The sequence below is a fragment of the Dactylosporangium aurantiacum genome, assembly GCF_000716715.1.
Classification (GTDB): domain Bacteria; phylum Actinomycetota; class Actinomycetes; order Mycobacteriales; family Micromonosporaceae; genus Dactylosporangium; species Dactylosporangium aurantiacum.
Map to the genome: position 1 here is coordinate 216,358 of NZ_JNYJ01000013.1, position 17,683 is coordinate 234,040.

The window sequence follows — 17,683 nt, forward strand, 5'->3', positions numbered from 1 at the left end:
TTACGACCCCCGTTACCGAAGATATCGATAATCATCGAACTCTTCGGCGTTGAACGAAGCCTAGGGTGCATTTCGCAAGTTGCCCATACCCTTTTGTCCGTCGACTCACAGTTTGCGAAGAAGGGCATGACTTGTCATATTTTGGTGACCCGAAAGTTACGCTCCGTGGAGCTTGGCCGGCCCTTGTTCCCACCAGCGTGCATGATCAAACCGCAGTTCAGCGCAACGCCGATAGGGTGTTGTCGTGGCACATGAACTGACGCATGTCGACCGGACTGGCGCGGCACGGATGGTGGACGTCGCGGGCAAGGAAATCACCGCCCGGCGCGCGGTTGCGGCTGGTTCCGTCCGTACAACGGCCGACGTAATAGCGTTGTTGCACGACGGTGCGTTACCCAAGGGTGACGCATTGGCCGTCGCGCGGATCGCCGGAATCATGGGTGCCAAACGCACGCCCGATCTCATCCCGTTATGTCATCCGATTGCCCTTCACGGAGTGACCGTGGACCTTACGTTGGGTGACGACTCGGTTGACATTGTGGTGGCCGCCCGGACCGCCGACCGCACCGGCGTGGAAATGGAGGCGCTGACCGCCGTCGCCGCCGCCGGCCTGGCCCTCATTGACATGATCAAGGCGGTCGACCCGGCCGCCTCGCTGGAAGGAGTACGGGTGCTGCGCAAGGAAGGCGGCAAGACCGGCCTCTGGGAGCGGGCCTCGTGAAGGCCGTCGTGATCGTGGCCTCCAACCGCGCCGCGGCCGGGATCTACGCCGACACCAGCGGCCCGCTGCTCGTCGCCGGCCTGCGCGAGCTGGGCTGCGACGTCGGCGACCCCGTCGTCGTGCCCGACGGGCCGCCGGTCGAGGAGGCGCTGAGAGCCGCGGTCGCCGGCGGCGCCGACGTGATCGTGACCAGCGGCGGCACCGGCGTCACCCCCACCGACGCCACCCCGGAGATGACCCGCCGCGTGCTGGACTACGAGGTGCCCGGCATCGCCGAGGCGATCCGCGCCGCGGGCGCGGCGAAGGTGCCGACGGCCATCCTGTCCCGCGGGCTCAGCGGCGTCGCCGGGCGCACCCTCATCGTCAACCTGCCCGGCTCGAAGGGCGGCGCGAAGGACGGCCTGGCCGTGCTCGGCCCGGTCCTCGCGCACGCCGTCGACCAGCTCCGCGGCGGCGACCACTGACCGCGATGCCGGCAGCGCCACGGACTAGGCTCGACGCGTGACGTTACCGATCGCGTGGACCGATGCCCGCGAGGCGGTGTTCGAGGCGGGTTCGGCGGCCGCGTCGAGCCCCGTGCCCGTCCCCCTCGTCGAGTCCGACGGCCTGACCCTCGCCGAGCCGCTGACCACGCTCACCGCGCTGCCGGCGTTTCCCACCTCGAGCGTCGACGGCTGGGCCGTGCGCGGCCCGGCGCCCTGGCGGATCATCGGCCGGGTGCTCGCCGGTGACCAGGCCGAGCCGCTGACCACCGACGGCACCTGCGTGGAGATCGCCACCGGCGGCATGGTCCCGGAGGGCACCGCCTATGTCGTGCGCATCGAGGACTCCAAGGTCGAAGGCGAGCACGTCGTCGCCGGCGAGCCCCGCAAGATGCCCGACTGGCGGCTGACCGGCGAGGAGGCCGACCTCGGCGAGGAGCTCCTGCCCGCCGGCACGCCGATCACCCCGGGCGTCATCGGCCTCGCCGCCGCCTGCGGCTACGACACGCTGTCGTGCCGGCCCAGGCCGCGCAGCGCGCTGCTGGTCTTCGGCGACGAGCTGCTCACCGAGGGCGTCCCCGGCGGCGGGCGGGTCCGCGACGCGCTCGGCCCGTCCCTGCCCTCGTGGCTGCGCCGGGCCGGCACCGACGTCGTGCACCACCGCGCCCCGGTCGCGGACACCCTCGAGGACCACGTCGCCGCGCTGCGGGCCGCCGTCGACGCCGGCGCCCAGGTCATCTGCACCACCGGCGGCACCATGCACGGCCCCGTCGACCACCTGCACCCCGCCCTGGCCGAGCTGGGCGCCACCTACGTCGTCAACACGGTGGCCGTGCGCCCCGGCTTCCCGATGCTCGTCGCGCAACTGCCCGGTGGCCAGTTCGTCGCGGGCCTGCCCGGCAACCCGCAGTCCACGTTCGTCGCGTTGGTTTCGCTGGTACTGCCACTGCTCGCCGGACTGACCGGCCGGCCCCGACCGGCACACGCCACCGTCAAGCTGGGCGCCGACATCCCCGGGCGGGGCGACTACACCCACCTGGCGCTGGTGCGCCGGGATCCGCAGGACGGCCTGGCGTATCCCGTGGCCCACGCCGGGTCCTCGATGCTGAGAGGGCTGGCCAACTCGATCGGATTCGCGATCATCCCGCCCGGCGGGCGGGGCCTCGCGGGGACGCCGGCGCAGCTCGTACCGCTGCCGATTCTGGATGGGGAGCGGGTGTGACCGACCGCATCACGGTCCTGGTGACCAGCGAGCCGATCGACGTGACCTCCCACGAGCAGGCGGTCGCCGACCGCGCCGCGGGCGCCGTCGTGTCCTTCGCCGGCGTGGTGCGCGACCACGACGGCGGGCGCGGCGTGGTGGAGCTCGAGTACGAGGGCCACCCCAGCGCCGGCGACATCCTCGCCGAGATCGCCGCGGAGATCGCGGCCGAGCCGGCCGTGCACGCGCTCGCCGTGTCGCACCGCGTCGGCCGGCTGGAGATCGGCGACGTGGCGCTGGCGGCGGCGATCTCCACCTCGCATCGGGCGGACGCGTTCCAGCTGTGCGCGCGGCTCGTCGACGAGGTGAAGGCCAGGCTGCCGGTGTGGAAGCGGCAGGTCTTCACCGACGGCGAAGAGGAATGGGTCAACTGCCCGTAGCCGGCGCTCTGCCCGGGTTCGTTCTGGGTGGCGCGTTCTCCCGGCCTACCCCAGGCGGCGTCCGGCCTGGGCTGCCAGGCGGGCGATGCGGGCGTCCCGCACGACGTGCCGGGCTTCCCGCTGCGCCGTGTGCACCGCGTGCTGGGCCTCCCGGCGCGCGGTCCGGGCCGTGTAACCGGCGCCGCGGCGCGCGTTGCGGGCCGTGTTGCGAGTCCGCCACGCCAGGCTGGGCCGGCCCTCGTTGTCCAGCGCCGCGAACAGCAGCCCGCCGAACAGCCCGAGGTTCTTGAGGAAGTTGATCCGCTGCTGGTTGCGCTGCGCCGGGTCCTCGACCTCCCAGTACGCGTGCCCGGCGAGGGTCGTCGGCACCAGCGAGCCGGCCAGCACCAGCGCCGCCGGGGTCGTCGCCTTGCCGGTGGCCAGCAGGAGCCCGCCGGCGACCTGTGCCGCGCCGTTGACCCGTACCAGCGTCTCGGCGTCGGTGGGCAGGCGCGGGTGGACCGCGTGCAGCGTCGGCTCCAGCCGGTCCGTGACCGGGCGGGCCTTGCCGGCGAGTTTCGCGGGGTCACGGAACGCCGCCCACCCCTGAATGACGAAAATGGCGGCGAGCATCGAGCGGGCCGCTGTGCGCACGGGTCTCATACCGGGCTCATACCCAACCACGGAATGTCGTACCCCCTCACTACGCTTCGCAGCATGGCCGAAACTTCGACGGAGACGACGGTCTGGACCACCGACCAGGTGATGGCGCTCGCCCCCGACGCGTCCGCGCAGCGGGCGGCTCGGGGCATGGCCGGTGACCGAGCGTGGCTGGAGTCCGGGCTGAGCTCCACCGACGACGTGCCACCGACGGTCTGGGGGCTCTGCCAGGGCAGCGGCAGCACGCCCTATCAGACCGCCGTCGATCTCACCGAGCCCGCGTTCAAGTGCACCTGCCCGAGCCGCAAGTTCCCCTGCAAGCACGCCCTGGCCCTGCTCCTGCGCTGGTCAGCGGGGAGCGTCACCGACGCCACCGCACCCGGCTGGGTCCAGGAGTGGCAGTCGTCCCGCGCTGCCCGGCGCACCGGACCCACCCCGACCTCACCCGCCGCACCCGGCAGCGGCAGCACCGGTGGCGGCGGCCGGGCCGCCCCGGGCGAGAAGGCGCAGGCCCGCCGCGCCGACCGGATCTCCGCCGGCCTCGACGAGCTCGACCGCTGGCTCGCCGACCAGGCCCGGGCCGGGCTGGCGAGCGTCGCCAAGAGCGGCTATGCGCACTGGGACACGATGGCGGCCCGGCTCGTCGACGCCCAGGCCGCCGGTGCGGCCGGCATCCTGCGCCGCACTTCGGCCGTCACCAGCTCCCCCGAGCGGCTCCTCGGCGAGCTGGCCCGGCTCCACCTGCTCGTCGGCGGCTATCGGCGGATGGCCGAGCTGCCCGAGGAGCTCGCCGCCAGCGTCCGCATGCGGGTCGGCCTGCCGATCGCCACGGAGACCGTCCTGGCCGGGCCCGCCGTGCGCGACCGCTGGCAGGTCCACGGCGTCCGCGACGAGATCGAGGACCAGCTGACCGTCCGTCGCGCCTGGCTGCGCGGCGCCTCCACGCTGCGGCCCCTGCTCGTGCTGTCGTTCGCCGTCGCCGGGCAGTCCCTGCCGATCGACCTGCTGCCCGGCACGCAGATCGACGCCGACGTGTGCCTGTATCCCGGCGGGCAGCCGGCCCGCGCCCTGATCGCCAAGCGGCACGGTCCACCCGCACGGATGCACTCCGTCGCGGGCGCCGCGGGCATCGAGGCCAACCTGCGCGCCCACGCGGCCGCTCTCGCCGAGGACCCGTGGCTGGACTACTGGCCGATGACCATCGACGCGGTCTGCCCCACCCGTGACGGCGGCGCCTGGGTGCTGGTCGACCCCGAGGGCACCGCCCTTCCCCTCGACCCGGCCTCGGGTGATCCGTGGCGGCTGCTGGCGATCACCGGCGGACGCCCGACGACGGTGACCGGCGAGTGGTCGGCGGGTGGGCTGCGGCCGCTCGGCGCCTGGTCCGAAGGCCGGCTGGTGCGGCTGTGACCACTGTGGTGCTCGTGGGCGCGTGTGGTGCCGGCTTCGACGCCGTGCCGGTCGGTGCTGTGCCCCGCGCCGACGCTGGCGATGGGGGACGGCCTCGGGTGGCGGTGGGTCACTGGGGGCGCGGGGGACGGCCTCGGGTGGCGGTGGGCCACTGGGGGCGCGACGGTGGGGTGGGTCGGCTTCTGGTTCGCGTGGGTGGCCTCGGGCACGAGCGCCGGCGAGATGTCGCGGTGCCCGGGTGCCCGGACGGTGTCGCGGCGGCAAGGTCCTGCGGTCCGTCCGCCGTGGTCGGGCGGCGGCGGGGCGCGGGCGGGCAGGGGAGTGCGGCGGAGGTGAGGGTGTGAACGCGCTGCCGGAGTGGGGCGACGTCCTGGCGACGGCGCTGGTCGGGACGCAGCGGCGGCATCTCGCGGACGGTGACGGCGACCCCGCCGAGGTGCTGCTGGACGCGGCGGCCACGCTGACGATGTATCGGCGCGCCGGGGTGGCACCGCGCGTCGGGGTCCCGGTGCCGGCCCCCGCGCCCGACGACTCCGGGATCACGCTGGTGCCGTGGGCTGCGTCGGCCCGCGCGGCGGACCTGCTCGCGGTCGACGCCGCGGGGTATGGCTCCAGCAACGCCACCCCGGTGCGCGACGCCGACGGGCGGCTGGAGCTGCTCGCGGAGTGGCTGGGCGCGGTCGGGGCGCGGCGGGTGCCCGGCGAGCTGCTGCCCGCGCTGCTGGAGGTGGGGCGCCGGCACCGGATCCTGCGGCCCCTGATCGCCGCGGTCGGCGGGCCCCGCGCCGAGTGGCTCGCGGCCCAGCGACCCGACTGGGGCTATCTCGTCACCACGACCGTCGACGGGCCCGCCGACGACGGCAGCGCCTGGGAGCTGGGGTCGATCGGCCGGCGGGTGGGGTTCCTGACCGCGCTGCGCCGCCGCGACCCGGACGCGGCGCGTGAGCTGCTGCGCACCGCATGGCCCACGGAGACACCCGACGACCGGGCGGCGCTGCTGGGCGCCCTGGCGACCGGCTTGTCCAACGCCGACGAGGCGATCCTGGAGACCGCGCTCGACGATCGGCGCAAGGAGGTGCGGGCCGCCGCGGTCGAGCTGCTCGCGCTGCTGCCCGACAGCGCGTATGCGCGGCGGATGGCCGAGCGTTCGACGGCCTCGGTCAAGGTCAGCGGAGGGCGGATCATGATCGTGCCGCCGGCCGCGTGTGACAAGGCGATGCGGCGCGACGGCATCACGCCCCGGCCGCCGGTCGGCGTCGGCGAGCGGGCCTGGTGGCTGGAGGAGCTGCTCACCCGGACCCCGCTGCGGGTGTGGGGGGAGCCCGAGGAGTTCCTGCGCCTGCCCGTGACCGACGAATGGGCCGCGGTGCTGCGCCGCGGACTGGCCAGGGCCGCGGCCGGGCAGCGCGACGCGCGGTGGGCGACCGCGCTGACCGGCCAGCTGACCGAGGAGGTCGCGGCCGGCGGGCGCCCCGACGACCGGCTGCTGCTCGAGGCGTTGTATGACGCGCTGCCGTCCGACGCGCTGTCCGCGATCGCGGTCGAGGTCCTGCGCCGCGGCCTCGCCGGCGCCGCCGCGGTCGGGGTCGAGCACGTGCTGGAGCTGTGCCCGCGACCGTGGCCGCCGGCCTTGGTCGAGGCGGTGTTCGCGGCGCTCGACGACCTCGGCGGCCGGCGGTCGGCGGGGTGGCGGCTCGCCGGGCTGTGCGAGCTGGCCGCGCTGCGCCTGCCCGCGGAAGCCGCGGACCGGGCCGTGAAGCTCGCCGCCGGGTTGGCCTCCGACGACCCGATGTCCTCCATCGTCGGCCGTTTCGCCGACACCCTCCGGTTCCGACAAGACATGCTCGAGGAGCTCGCGTGACCAGCACAGTCGAAGCGCAGGCAGTCCAGCGGCGGCACGCCGAGGACGAGTTCGCCGCCGAGCTGGCAGCACTGGCCGCCGGCGACGACCGCCCGCGACCGCCCGGGTGGCTGCTGTCGCCCGCGGCCGTGGTGACGTATCTGCTCGGCGGGACCGCCGCTGACGGCACCGTGATCATCCCCAAGTACGTCGGTTCCCGCCGGCTCATGGAGGTCGCCGTCGCGACGCTCGCCACCGACCGGGCGCTGCTGCTGCTCGGCGTGCCCGGCACCGCCAAGACCTGGGTGTCGGAGCACCTCGCGGCGGCCGTCAGCGGCGACTCGACCCTGCTCGTCCAGGGCACCGCCGGCACTCCCGAGGAAGCCATCCGGTATGGCTGGAACTACGCCCGCCTCCTCTCCGAAGGCCCCAGCCGGGCCGCGCTCGTGCCGAGCCCCGTGCTGCGGGCCATGGCCGACGGCCGGATCGCGCGGATCGAGGAGTTGACCCGCGTCCCGTCCGACGTGCAGGACAGCCTGATCACCGTGCTGTCGGAGAAGACGCTGCCGGTGCCGGAGCTGGGCGAGGAGGTGCAGGCGCGCAAGGGCTTCAACGTCATCGCCACGGCCAACGACCGCGACCGGGGCGTCAACGAGCTGTCCTCCGCGCTGCGGCGCCGGTTCAACACCGTGGTGCTCCCGGTGCCCGCCGGGGTCGAGGAGGAGGTCGACATCGTGTCGCGCCGGGTCGCCGCGCTCGGCAAGGCGCTGGAGCTGCCCGAGCTGCCGCCGGCCGTCGACGAGATCCGCCGGGTCGTGACCGTGTTCCGGGAGCTGCGCAACGGCGCCACCGAAGACGGGCGCACCAAGCTGAAGTCGCCCAGCGGCACCCTGTCGACGGCGGAGGCGATCTCGGTGGTCACCAACGGGCTCGCCCTCGCCGCGCACTTCGGCGACGGCCTGCTGCGGCCGAGCGACGTCGCCGCCGGCATCGTCGGCGCGGTCGTCAAGGACCCGGTCTCCGACCAGGTCGTCTGGCAGGAGTACCTGGAAACGGTGATCCGGGAGCGCGAAGGCTGGCGCGACTTCTACCGGGCGGCCCGTCGCGGTGAGTGAGCCGCTGCTGCTCGGGGTGCGCCACCACGGACCGGGGTCGGCGCGGGCGGTGCGCCGCGCCCTCGCCGCGTTCCAGCCCGACGTGATCCTCATCGAGGGCCCGCCGGAGGCAGACCCGCTGGTGCCGTTCGCCGGCGACGAGGACATGCGCGCCCCGGTGGCGCTGCTGGCGTATCCGGCGGACAACCCCGACCCGAAGCTGCGCGCGTCGTTCTGGCCGTTCGCCGAGTTCTCCCCGGAGTGGCAGGCGATCCGGTGGGCGGTCGCGTGCGAGATCCCGGTCCGGTTCATCGACCTGCCCGCGGCGGTGCGGCTCGCCTCGGGCACCCCGTCCGCACCGACCCCGGCCGACGACACGGTGCGCATCGACCCGATCGGCGCGCTGGCCGAGGCGGCGGGGTACGACGACCCCGAACGGTGGTGGGAGGACGTCGTCGAGCACCGGCGGGAGCCGCACTTGATCCCGCCGCCGCCCGCCCAGGCACCTTCGGAGGTCCGACCTGACAGCGCCCAGCCGCAGGGAGCCGGGCACGACGGCGCCCAGCCGGACGGAGCCGGAGACGCCGGCGCCCAGCCGGGCGCAGCCGGAGACGCCGGCGCCCAGCCGGGCGCAGCCGGAGACGCCGGCGCCCGGACGGACGGAGCCGGATACGACAACGCGCTGGGTGGGGTCGGGTCGTTGTTCGCCACCGAGCGCGACATCGACGAGGAGCGCCTCGCCGCGGCGGTGGCGCCCTTCGCGGCGATCGCCGAGGCGATGACCGTGGTCAGGGCGCACGCACCCGCGCCACCGGAGGCCGAGCGGATCGACGAGGAGCGGCGCGAGGCGCACATGCGCCAGGCGATGCGGGCGGCGATGAAGGAGTTCGACCGGGTCGCGGTGGTGTGCGGGGCCTGGCACGTGCCCGCGCTGACGGCGCCGCTGCCCAGCGCGTCCTCCGACGCCGCGGTCCTCAAAGGACTGCCGAAGGTCAAGGTCGCCATGACCTGGGTGCCGTGGACGCACGCTCGGCTGGCGTCCTGGCAGGGGTACGGCGCGGGGGTGCGCTCGCCCGGCTGGTACCACCACCTCTTCACCGCGGTCGACGAGCACGTGGTGGCGCGCTGGCTGGTGCGGGCCGCGGGCGTGCTGCGCAAGGACGGCGTGCCGGTGTCCAGCGCGCACATCATCGAGGCGACCCGGCTCGCCGAGGCGCTCGCGACGATGCGCGGCCGGCCGCTGGCCGGACTCGCCGAGGTGACCGACGCGGCGCACGCGGTGCTCTGCGACGGCGACGACCTGCGGCTGAGCCTGATCAACCGGCGGCTGGTGGTCGGCGACCGGCTCGGGCGGGTGCCGGACCAGACGCCCGGGGTGCCGATCGCGCGGGACGTGGCCAGCAGCCAGCGCCGGCTGCGGCTCCAGCCCGCGGTCAGCAGCCGCGAGATCGACCTCGACCTGCGCCGCGACCTCGACCTGCAGCGCAGCCAGCTGCTGCACCGGCTGCGGCTGCTGGGCGTGGAGTGGGGTCAGGTGATCGCCAACCGGAAGGGCCGCGGCACGTTCTGGGAGTCGTGGCAGATCGCGTGGCAGCCGGAGTTCGCCGTCGATCTGGTCGAGGCGGGGGCGTACGGGACCACGGTCCGCGAGGCGGCGACCGCCCGGGTGGCGGAGCAGGCCGCCGAGGCCGAGACCCTCGCCGACGTGACGGCCCTGGTCGAGCGGTGCCTGCTGGCCGACCTGCCGGACGCGCTGCCCGGGGTGCTCGACGCGCTCGACGAGCGGATGGCCCTCGACGCCGACGTGGCGCACCTGATGGACGCGCTGCCGGCGCTCGCCCGCACGCTGCGGTACGGCGACGTGCGCGGCACCGACCTGTCGGCGCTGCGCTCGGTGACCCACGGCATGATCACCCGGGTCTGCGTCGGCCTGCCCGCGGCGGTCGGCGGGCTCGACGACGCGGCGGCCGCGGTCATGCGCGACCGCATCGACGGGGTGCAGGGCGCGCTGGCGCTGATCGACGACGCCGACGCCAGCCAGCGGTGGCAGGCGCTGCTCGGCGGCCTGTCCACCCGCGACGACCTGCACGGCCTGCTCAGCGGGCGGATGAGCCGGCTGCTGCTGGACGCCGGCACCGTCGACGCCGACGAGATCGGCGTGCGGATGGCGCTGGTGCTGACGGTGGGCGTACCGGTGGCGAAGGCCGCGGCCTGGATCGAGGGGTTCCTCGCCGGCGACGGGCTGCTGCTGGTCCACGACGAGCGGCTGCTGGCGCTGGTCGACGCGTGGCTCACGGGGATCCCCGCGGACGCGTTCGTCGAGGTGCTGCCGCTGCTGCGCCGCACGTTCAGCGGATACCCGGCGCCGCAGCGTCGCATGATCGGCGAGCGGGCCGCGCACATCGGCACCGGCGGGCGGCCCCGCGCCGGCGAGCACGACGACCAGGTCGACCCCGACCGCGGCGCGCTGCTGCTGCCGGTCGTGGCCCGCCTGCTCGGCAAGGACCTGCTGGGCAAGGACCTGGTCGGCGAGGACCTGGTCGGCGGGGACCTGTTGGGCAAGGACCTGCTGGGCAAGGAGGTGCACCATGCCTGATGAGCACGGCGACCAGCACGACGAGCGCCTCCGCCGCTGGCGTCTGGCGCTCGGCGGCGCGTCCGGCGGCGAGGGCACCGGCTACGGCCTCACTGGCACCGACGTGTCCATCGACGCGGCCCTCGGCGCCCTGTACGACAGCGGCGACGGCACCGGCAGCCAGCGCGGCGCCGGCCTCGGCGCGTCGGCGCCGCGGGTCGCCCGGTGGCTCGGCGACATCCGCCAGTACTTCCCGTCGACCGTGGTGCAGGTGATGCAGGCCGACGCGATCGAGCGGCTCGACCTGACCCGGCTGCTGTTGGAGCCGGAGATGCTCGACGCCGTCGAGCCCGACGTGCACCTGGTCGGCACGCTGCTGTCGCTCAACCGGGTCATGCCCGACAAGAGCAAGCGGGCCGCGCGGAAGGTCGTGGCCAAGGTGGTCGCCGAGCTGGAGCGGCGGATCGCGCAGCCGACCAGGACCGCGCTGGCCGGCGCCCTCAACCGGGCCGCGCGGGTCAACCGCCCCCGGCATCACGACATCGACTGGAACCGCACCATCCGGGCGAACCTCAAGCACTACCAGGCCGAGTACGGCACGGTCGTGCCCGAGCGGCTGGTGGGGTACGGGCGCCGGGCCCAGTCGGTGCAGCGCGACGTCGTGCTGTGCGTCGACCAGTCGGGCTCGATGGCCGCGTCCGTCGTCTACTCGGGGGTGTTCGCCGCGGTGCTCGCCTCGATGCGGTCGCTCAAGACGTCCCTCATCGTGTTCGACACCGCAGTGGTCGACCTGACCGACCAGCTCGCGGACCCGGTCGACGTCCTGTTCGGCACCCAGCTCGGCGGCGGCACGGACATCAACCGGGCCATCGCGTACGGCCAGCAGCTCATCACCCGCCCGCGCGACACGATCTTCGTGCTGATCAGCGACCTGTACGAGGGCGGCGTGCGCGAGGAGATGCTCCGGCGGGTCGCCGCGATGACCGCCGCCGGGGTGCAGGTGATCACGCTGCTGGCCCTGTCCGACGAGGGGGCACCGGACTACGACCACGAGAACGCGGCGGCGCTGGCGGCGCTCGGGGTGCCGGCGTTCGCCTGTACCCCCGACGTCTTCCCGGACCTGATGGCCGCCGCGATCGAGCGCAGGGATCTGCGGGCCGTGATCGAGAAGGCGAAGACCTAGTCGGCGGGCTGGGAGCGGATGTAGCGGGCGAAGTGCGGCACGGTGAACGCGACCGTGCCGCGCTCGCCGGAGTAGATGAGCCCCTTTTTGATCAGGGCGTCGCGGGCCGGGGAGAGGCTCGCCGGGCGGCGGCCCAGGCTGCGCGCGATCTCGGCGGTCGGCACCGCCTCGGACACGTCGACGGCCGGCAGGAGCGTGGCCATGCAGCGCATGTACTCGCGTTCGGCGGGGGTGGCCCGCTCGTACCGGGAGCCGAAGAAGCCGACGGCCAGCTCCGCCTCGGCCTCGGGCGCCGCCACCCGCACGTCCGCGGCGGTGATCGGCGAGCGCGGCGCGTGGTCCCAGGTCGCCTTGCCGTAGGCCTGCACGAAGTACGGGTAGCCGCCCGACGCCTCGTACAGCTCGTCGAGCGCCTTGGGCTCGTACTCGACCTCCTCGCGCAGCGCGGGCGCGGTGAGGGCAAGGTCGGCGGCGATGCGGTCGAGCCGGTCGATGCGCTGGTAGCGGAAGAGCCGCTCGGAGTAGGACTTCGACGCGGTGAGCAGGGCCGGCAGGTGCGGCAGCCCGGCGCCGACGACGATCAGCGGCGCGCCGGTCTGCGACAGCTCGTGGCACGCCGCGCACATCGCCGAGATGTCGTCGGCCGACAGGTCCTGCATCTCGTCGATGAAGATCGCCACGCCGGTGCCGACGTCGGTGGCGACGCTCGCCGCGTCGGTGAACAGCTCGACCAGGTCGATCTCGATGTCGCCGGAGTCGGCGCGGCCCGTGCTCGCCGGGACGTCGATTCCCGGCTGCCACCGGTCGCGCAGCTTCGCCGGCGGCTTGTTCGGATCCTCACGGACCGCGAACGCCTTCAGCACCCCGAGGAACTCGTCGATCCGGTCGGGCGCCCGATGGTGCGGGGCCAGCTCGCGGATCGCCATGTGCAGCGCCGCCGACAGCGGCCGGCGCAACGACTGGTCGGGCCGTGCCTCGATCTTGCCGGTGCCCCACAGCCGCGAGATCGCCTGCGAGCGCAGCGTGTTGAGCAGGACGGTCTTGCCGACGCCGCGCAGGCCCGTCAGCATCAACGAGCGCTCGGGCCGCCCGCGGGAGACCCGCTCGAGGACGATCTCGAAGGCCTGCAGCTCACGGTCACGGCCGGCGAGCTCCGGAGGTCGCTGACCTGCTCCGGGCGCATACGGGTTGCGAACGGGATCCACGATCGCACCGTATCGGCGTCTCTAGCCAAAACGCTAGAACCGCATAGAACATCCTTGTGGCGTGTCGTGCCTTCTCTAGGGCAGTCTAGGGCACACGCAAGAATGGCTTAGACCGGTGCATCGAAGTGCCCGCCTGCCGCGCTCGAACTAATGTACTACACGCCCCAGGGGGCATCGTGCAAGGGGGTCAAACAAACGTTCGAGTCGCCTCGACTGCCAAACGATAGCGGGCCGCGGAAGTTGCTCGCTCCGCGGCCCGCCGATGTCGTCCCTCAGAAGCTCAGCTCCTGAGCTTGAGGCACAGCACGAAGTCCTCGCTGTCGACCGTGCTGTCGTAGAAGTAGTCGTGCGAGTAGCCCGAGACGCCGTTGCACTTCGACTTGTCCGTGGTGTTGGGGATGCGCTTGAGCACCTCGAACGTCGCCGGCGCGCACGCCGTCTTCACCATCTTCGGCTGGGTGGCGGTGCCCTGGTTGACCAGGCACTCGCCGACCTTGACCGTCTTGGCGTCGCCGGGCGACACACCGGTCGGCGACGACGCGCCGCCACTGGGTGCGGCGCTCGTGGACGCCTTGCCCGAGGTGCTCGCCTTCGGCGTCGGCGAACCCGTCGTGGGCGTGGTCTTCTCGTTCTTCAGGACATACCAGATACCGGCGGCGCCACCGCCACACAGCAGCAGCACCAGGACGACGACGAGCGCGACCGTGCCACCGGAACCCCTCCGGCGCGGCGGCACCGGCGGCGGTGCACCGATGCCCGGGCCGGGCGGCTGACCGTAGGCCGGCTGCTGGTAGGTGCCGGTCGGCGGGTAGTTGTTCCCATACGGGCCACCCGACTGCGGCTGCTGCCCCCACTGCGGCGGCTGACCGTAAGGGTCCGGCGGGCCGTAGGGATCGGGCTGCTGCCCATATCCCGGAGGCGGACCATACGGGTCCGGCGGCCCATAGGGATCCTGCTGGCCGCCCTGCCAGGGGTCCTGGGGTTGGCCCTGGTACGGGCCCGGCGGTCCGTAACCCGACATGTGATCCTCCTGCTCCGCGAAGCTCCCGGCAGCGTAGTTGCGTCGATGCAGCTACGGTAGCGCCACCCCCCGACACTTCCACCTCACGGATTGACGACAGGTCGGGGTTCAGATGAGGCGGAGCTGCCGATCCTTGGGTTTGCGGGGCGCTGCGGGACCCCGCCGCTCCAACAGCCCGGGGTCGATGGACGACAGGAACGGCGTCGGCGCCATCTCCCGCTCGGACCCGTGCCGGAAACGGGTCCGGCTGTGCGACAGGAAGAGCCGATCCTGTGCCCTGGTCAGGCCCACGAAGAACAGCCGGCGCTCCTCGGCGACCTCGTCCTCGGAGCGGCCCTGCGCGCCGGGCATGCGCAGCGGCAGCAGCCCGTCCTCGCAGCCGACCATGAACACGACGGGGAACTCGAGCCCTTTCGACGCGTGCAGCGTCAGCAGCGTCACCCGGTCGGCGCGCGGATCCCAGCCGTCGACCTCCGCGCCGGTGGCCAGCGCACCCAGGAACTCGTCCAGGTCGCTGCCGGCCCGCAACGCCGGCGGCGTCATCAGCTCGACCGCCGTCCACACGTCGGCCTCCGTCAGCCCGATCACGTCGGTGTCGAGCTGCCCGCAGCGCCCCGCGACGACCTGGCCCGCCAGTCGTACACGAGCCGCGATCGAACCGCCGAGACCTGTGGCGAACCGCAGCTCACGGGCGATCGCCGCCACCCCGGGCCGGTCCAGCAACCGGTCGTGCGAGCGTTTCTGCACCGGCACACCCGCCCGCGACAGGGCATCGACGATCGGCGCGGCCTGCGAATCGGTCCGGTACAGCACGGCGATGTCGGAGAACGACATGGCGCCGACCGCCGCCCGCGAGTCCACCCGGTTGTCGTGCGAGCGGTGCGACAGGCCGCCCACCAGCTCGTCGACCGTGCGCACCACGAAATCGGCCTCGTCGGCCACCGACGCCGCCGGGTACAGCCCGACCATCGGCGCTTCCAGATCCAGCCGGGCCGGGTCCAGCCGCCGCCCCGGCACCAACGTCGTCGGCGCGATCGCCTGTACCGCGGCCGCCAGAATCGGCGCGGACGAGCGGTAGTTGCGGGTGAGCCGCACGACGCGGGCGTCGATGTCCGGCGTGGAGAAGTCCGTGGAGAACCGCAGGAAGAACGAGACCTCGGCCCCCCGGAACGAATAGATCGCCTGGTCAGGGTCGCCGATCGCGCAGAGGTTGCCGCCGGGCGGGCACAGCAGCCGCAGCAGGTCGTACTGCACCGGGTCGACGTCCTGGTACTCATCCACGAAGATCCACTGCCAGCGGTCCCGGTACCGGTCGACCAGCGCCGGCGACTCGGTGAGCAGCTGCACACTGAGCGTCAGCAGTTCGTCGAGCGACACCATGTCCTTCGCCCGCAACGCCTTGGCCAGGGCCTCCCTGGTCGACGGCTCCATCGCGGCGAGCGCCCGGCGTGCCTCCCGCTCCGACAGCGGGTCCAGCGCCGCCAGCAGGTCCGCCTCCTCCGCGATCCGGAACTTCGGCGTCAACCCCACCGCCGTGGCGTTCTCCCGCAGGATCGACAGTCCCAGCGCGTGGAACGTCGACACCGTCACCGCCTCGGTCACCGGTCCGAGCAGGCCCTCCAGCCGCTCCCGCAGCTCTTCCGCGGCCCGCCGGGTGAACGTGATCGCCAGGCACTCCTCCGGGTACACGTCCAGCTCGGCACACAGGTACGCGATCCGGTGCGTCAACGTCCGCGTCTTGCCCGTGCCCGGCCCGGCCACGATCAGCAACGGACCGCCGGGCGCCGACGCCGCGACCCGCTGCAGCGCGTCGAGCCGGTCGAGCAGCCCCGTGCCGACCTCCTCCATCCCCGCCAGCATCGGCTCGAGCGGCTCATGCGGCGACGCCGGGGAAGAGATCGGCGGCGGGGGCGGCGGCGCCTCGACCGGCGCGGGCCGGCGGCGCTTCGGCGCGGCCTTCGGAGCCGCCTCGGCCTTGCGCTGTTTCGGCAGCTGCGGCATCGGTACGTCGAACAGCACGTCTTCCTGCACCCGCAGCTCATCGGGGCGGAACAGCTTGATCACGCCGTACTCGCCGTCGTAGCCGGGCGTGCGGCTGACCTCGCCGCGCCGGAGCCGGGTGATGCCCTCGCCGAGCAGCTCCCCGCCGACCCGGGTGATCTCGTCGATCGGCACCTGGCGCAGGATCGCCAGCTCCGAGCCCAGCTCCGCCACCAGCGACGCCAGCTGCGTGTCGACGGTCTTCGACTTCGCGCCGACCCCGTGGATCTCGCCGAGGATCTCGTGCAGCTGGATCAGGTGGGTGACCTGCGGCGCACCCGGCGGCACGTACCCGTCGGGCCGGTCCGCCAACTCCTCCACCCGGTGCAGCACACCCACGGTGAGCGGCTTGCCACACACCGGGCACAGCCCTTCGGCCTCGCGCGTCTGCGCCGGCAGCCAGTTCACGTCGCAGGCCCGGTGCCCGTCGCCGTGATACTTGCCCTCCTCGGGGAAGAACTCGATCGTCCCGGCCAGCCCGTCCCCGCTGCGCAGCGCGTCGCGCACCTTGAAGTAGTCCAGCTCGCTGGTCAACAGCGTCGCCTCGCGCGCCAGTGCCTGCGGCGAGTGCGCGTCGGAGTTGGACACCAGCCGGTACCGGTCCAGCGACGAGACCCGCCAGTTCATCGCCGGGTCCGACGACAGCCCCGTCTCGACCGCGAAGATGTGATCGGCCAGGTCGGCGTAGCAGTCGGCGATCGCGTCGAACCCCGACTTCGACCCCAGCGCCGAGAACCACGGCGTCCAGATGTGCGCCGGCACCAGGTACCCGTCGGGACTCGCCTCCAGCGTGATCTCCAGCAGGTCACGCGAGTCCAGCCCCAGAATCGGCCGCCCGTCGGACCCGAGGTTGCCGATCCGCCCCAGCGCCGTGTTGAACCGCCCGACCGCCTCGAAGTCCGGCTGGTACACCAGGTGGTGCACCTTCCGCGTCCGGTCGCCCCGCTTGTAGATCGTCGAGATCTCGACCGACAACATGAACCTGACCGGCGCCCCGTCCGCGCCTTTGGACAGCCGCCCCGGCAGCCGCCGCAGGATCTCCGCCTCACGCTCCGGCTGCAGCCGGAACAGCCCCGGCTCCGCCGGCACGAGCGCCTCACGCAGGTGGTCGTGCCAGGCCGGATGCGTGAAGTCTCCCGTGCCGAGCAGCGTGATGCCCTTGCGCCGGGCCCACCACGTGAGCGTCTCGATGCTGAGGTCACGACTGCACGCCCGCGAGTACTTCGAGTGAATGTGCAGGTCGGCGACGAACGAGTGGTCAGAGACGTTCGAAGACACGCCGCATCCTGTCACACCAGCCCCAACCGTTGCCCGTTACGCGCCGTACAACCCACCACCAGCCAAAGCCTATGCCGGCGGCAACCCGGAGGCGGCCTCGACCTTGTCCGGCGGCGATTGGCGCGACCGTCTGCAGGCCGTGGCCCCGGAGGTCCCATGGTGGTCGGCATGGATGGTGCCGCGGTGAGCTCCGCGACGACGGCACCACGGTGCTCGTGGGCCGGCGGCCCGGTGGCGCGACTCAAAGTGCGGGTCGAGCGCGGGTCGTCTGCTTGGCACCGCACCGCGCTGCACCCGACCAGCAGGCAGGTGTTCGAGCGCGGTGGAGCATGGGCCTCCGCCGTCGAACGACCGTCCAGGCGGCGTGCTTCCCACGGGCCGGTGCAGACGGGCTCACCACGGCGACGGCCGGCAGCCCACTGCACCTGAGCAGCACACAGATACCTGAGTGCGGTCGAGCAGGACCCGCAGCCGTCGAACTGATGGCTCAGGCGACTTCCCTTGTCCCTGATCCAGCCAGCCGGCACGCGCTTCGCCCGAGCGGCGCGCAGGTG

At 73.4% G+C, this 17,683-nt stretch carries 13 protein-coding genes; 9 read left to right on the plus strand and 4 right to left on the minus strand.

Features of this window, described 5'->3' with window-relative positions; translation table 11 throughout:
* Positions 1–244 precede the first annotated feature (244 nt).
* The 4 genes from moaC to OP18_RS17485 are packed head-to-tail and all read left to right on the plus strand — an operon-like array spanning position 245 to position 2,844.
* The gene (moaC, locus tag OP18_RS17470) at positions 245–721 is read left to right on the plus strand and encodes a cyclic pyranopterin monophosphate synthase MoaC (RefSeq protein ID WP_033359952.1); all 477 of its coding nucleotides are present in this window, start codon (positions 245–247) and stop codon (positions 719–721) included.
* Positions 703–1,185, plus strand: a complete 483-nt coding sequence (locus tag OP18_RS17475; protein WP_033359953.1) for a MogA/MoaB family molybdenum cofactor biosynthesis protein — start codon at positions 703–705, stop codon at positions 1,183–1,185. The genes moaC and OP18_RS17475 overlap by 19 nt, the downstream gene beginning before the upstream one ends.
* Before the next feature lie 37 nt (positions 1,186–1,222).
* Positions 1,223–2,425, plus strand: coding sequence for a molybdopterin molybdotransferase MoeA (locus OP18_RS17480; RefSeq protein ID WP_033359954.1), 1,203 nt, complete (start codon positions 1,223–1,225; stop codon positions 2,423–2,425).
* Positions 2,422–2,844, plus strand: a complete 423-nt coding sequence (locus OP18_RS17485) for a molybdenum cofactor biosynthesis protein MoaE (RefSeq protein WP_033359955.1) — start codon at positions 2,422–2,424, stop codon at positions 2,842–2,844. Before OP18_RS17480 ends, OP18_RS17485 begins: the two co-directional genes overlap by 4 nt.
* Positions 2,845–2,889: 45 nt before the next feature.
* Here the strand turns inward: OP18_RS17485 and OP18_RS17490 are convergent, their stop codons facing one another.
* The gene (locus OP18_RS17490) at positions 2,890–3,486 is read right to left on the minus strand and encodes a DoxX family protein (protein ID WP_033359956.1); all 597 of its coding nucleotides are present in this window, start codon (positions 3,484–3,486) and stop codon (positions 2,890–2,892) included.
* 54 nt (positions 3,487–3,540) lie between these two features.
* Between OP18_RS17490 and OP18_RS17495 the strand changes: the two genes are divergently transcribed.
* The 5 genes from OP18_RS17495 (at position 3,541) to OP18_RS17515 (ending at position 11,585) form a co-directional block, all read left to right on the plus strand.
* Positions 3,541–4,893: an SWIM zinc finger family protein gene (locus tag OP18_RS17495; protein WP_033359957.1), complete on the plus strand. Its 1,353-nt coding sequence runs from the start codon at positions 3,541–3,543 to the stop codon at positions 4,891–4,893.
* A gap of 340 nt (positions 4,894–5,233) precedes the next feature.
* A complete protein-coding gene (locus tag OP18_RS17500; RefSeq protein ID WP_052386874.1) occupies positions 5,234–6,754 on the plus strand; it encodes a DUF5691 domain-containing protein in 1,521 nt (506 codons plus the stop codon).
* Entirely contained in the window at positions 6,751–7,848 is a 1,098-nt protein-coding gene (locus OP18_RS17505) for an ATP-binding protein (protein ID WP_033359958.1), read from the plus strand. The genes OP18_RS17500 and OP18_RS17505 overlap by 4 nt, the downstream gene beginning before the upstream one ends.
* Positions 7,841–10,423, plus strand: a complete 2,583-nt coding sequence (locus OP18_RS17510) for a DUF5682 family protein (RefSeq protein ID WP_063745532.1) — start codon at positions 7,841–7,843, stop codon at positions 10,421–10,423. The genes OP18_RS17505 and OP18_RS17510 overlap by 8 nt, the downstream gene beginning before the upstream one ends.
* The gene (locus OP18_RS17515) at positions 10,416–11,585 is read left to right on the plus strand and encodes a VWA domain-containing protein (RefSeq protein WP_033359959.1); all 1,170 of its coding nucleotides are present in this window, start codon (positions 10,416–10,418) and stop codon (positions 11,583–11,585) included. Before OP18_RS17510 ends, OP18_RS17515 begins: the two co-directional genes overlap by 8 nt.
* Here the strand turns inward: OP18_RS17515 and OP18_RS17520 are convergent.
* From OP18_RS17520 to OP18_RS17530, 3 genes are all read right to left on the minus strand, one after another.
* A complete protein-coding gene (locus OP18_RS17520; protein WP_033359960.1) occupies positions 11,582–12,790 on the minus strand; it encodes an ATP-binding protein in 1,209 nt (402 codons plus the stop codon). The genes OP18_RS17515 and OP18_RS17520 overlap by 4 nt on opposite strands.
* A gap of 280 nt (positions 12,791–13,070) precedes the next feature.
* Positions 13,071–13,811 (minus strand): LppU/SCO3897 family protein, encoded by a 741-nt coding sequence (locus OP18_RS57245; protein ID WP_156089580.1) that lies wholly within the window; start codon positions 13,809–13,811, stop codon positions 13,071–13,073.
* 108 nt (positions 13,812–13,919) lie between these two features.
* Positions 13,920–17,129, minus strand: coding sequence for a UvrD-helicase domain-containing protein (locus OP18_RS17530; RefSeq protein ID WP_033359962.1), 3,210 nt, complete (start codon positions 17,127–17,129; stop codon positions 13,920–13,922).
* Positions 17,130–17,683 lie beyond the last annotated feature (554 nt).

What these genes read in the sequence shown, in the direction of transcription:
- OP18_RS17495 (WP_033359957.1), top strand. Translation starts at nt 3,541, where the DNA reads ATGGCCGAAACTTCGACGGAGACGACGGTCTGGACCACCGACCAGGTG.
- OP18_RS17490 (WP_033359956.1), bottom strand. Translation starts at nt 3,486, where the DNA reads ATGAGACCCGTGCGCACAGCGGCCCGCTCGATGCTCGCCGCCATTTTC.
- OP18_RS17515 (WP_033359959.1), top strand. Translation starts at nt 10,416, where the DNA reads ATGCCTGATGAGCACGGCGACCAGCACGACGAGCGCCTCCGCCGCTGG.
- OP18_RS57245 (WP_156089580.1), bottom strand. Translation starts at nt 13,811, where the DNA reads ATGTCGGGTTACGGACCGCCGGGCCCGTACCAGGGCCAACCCCAGGAC.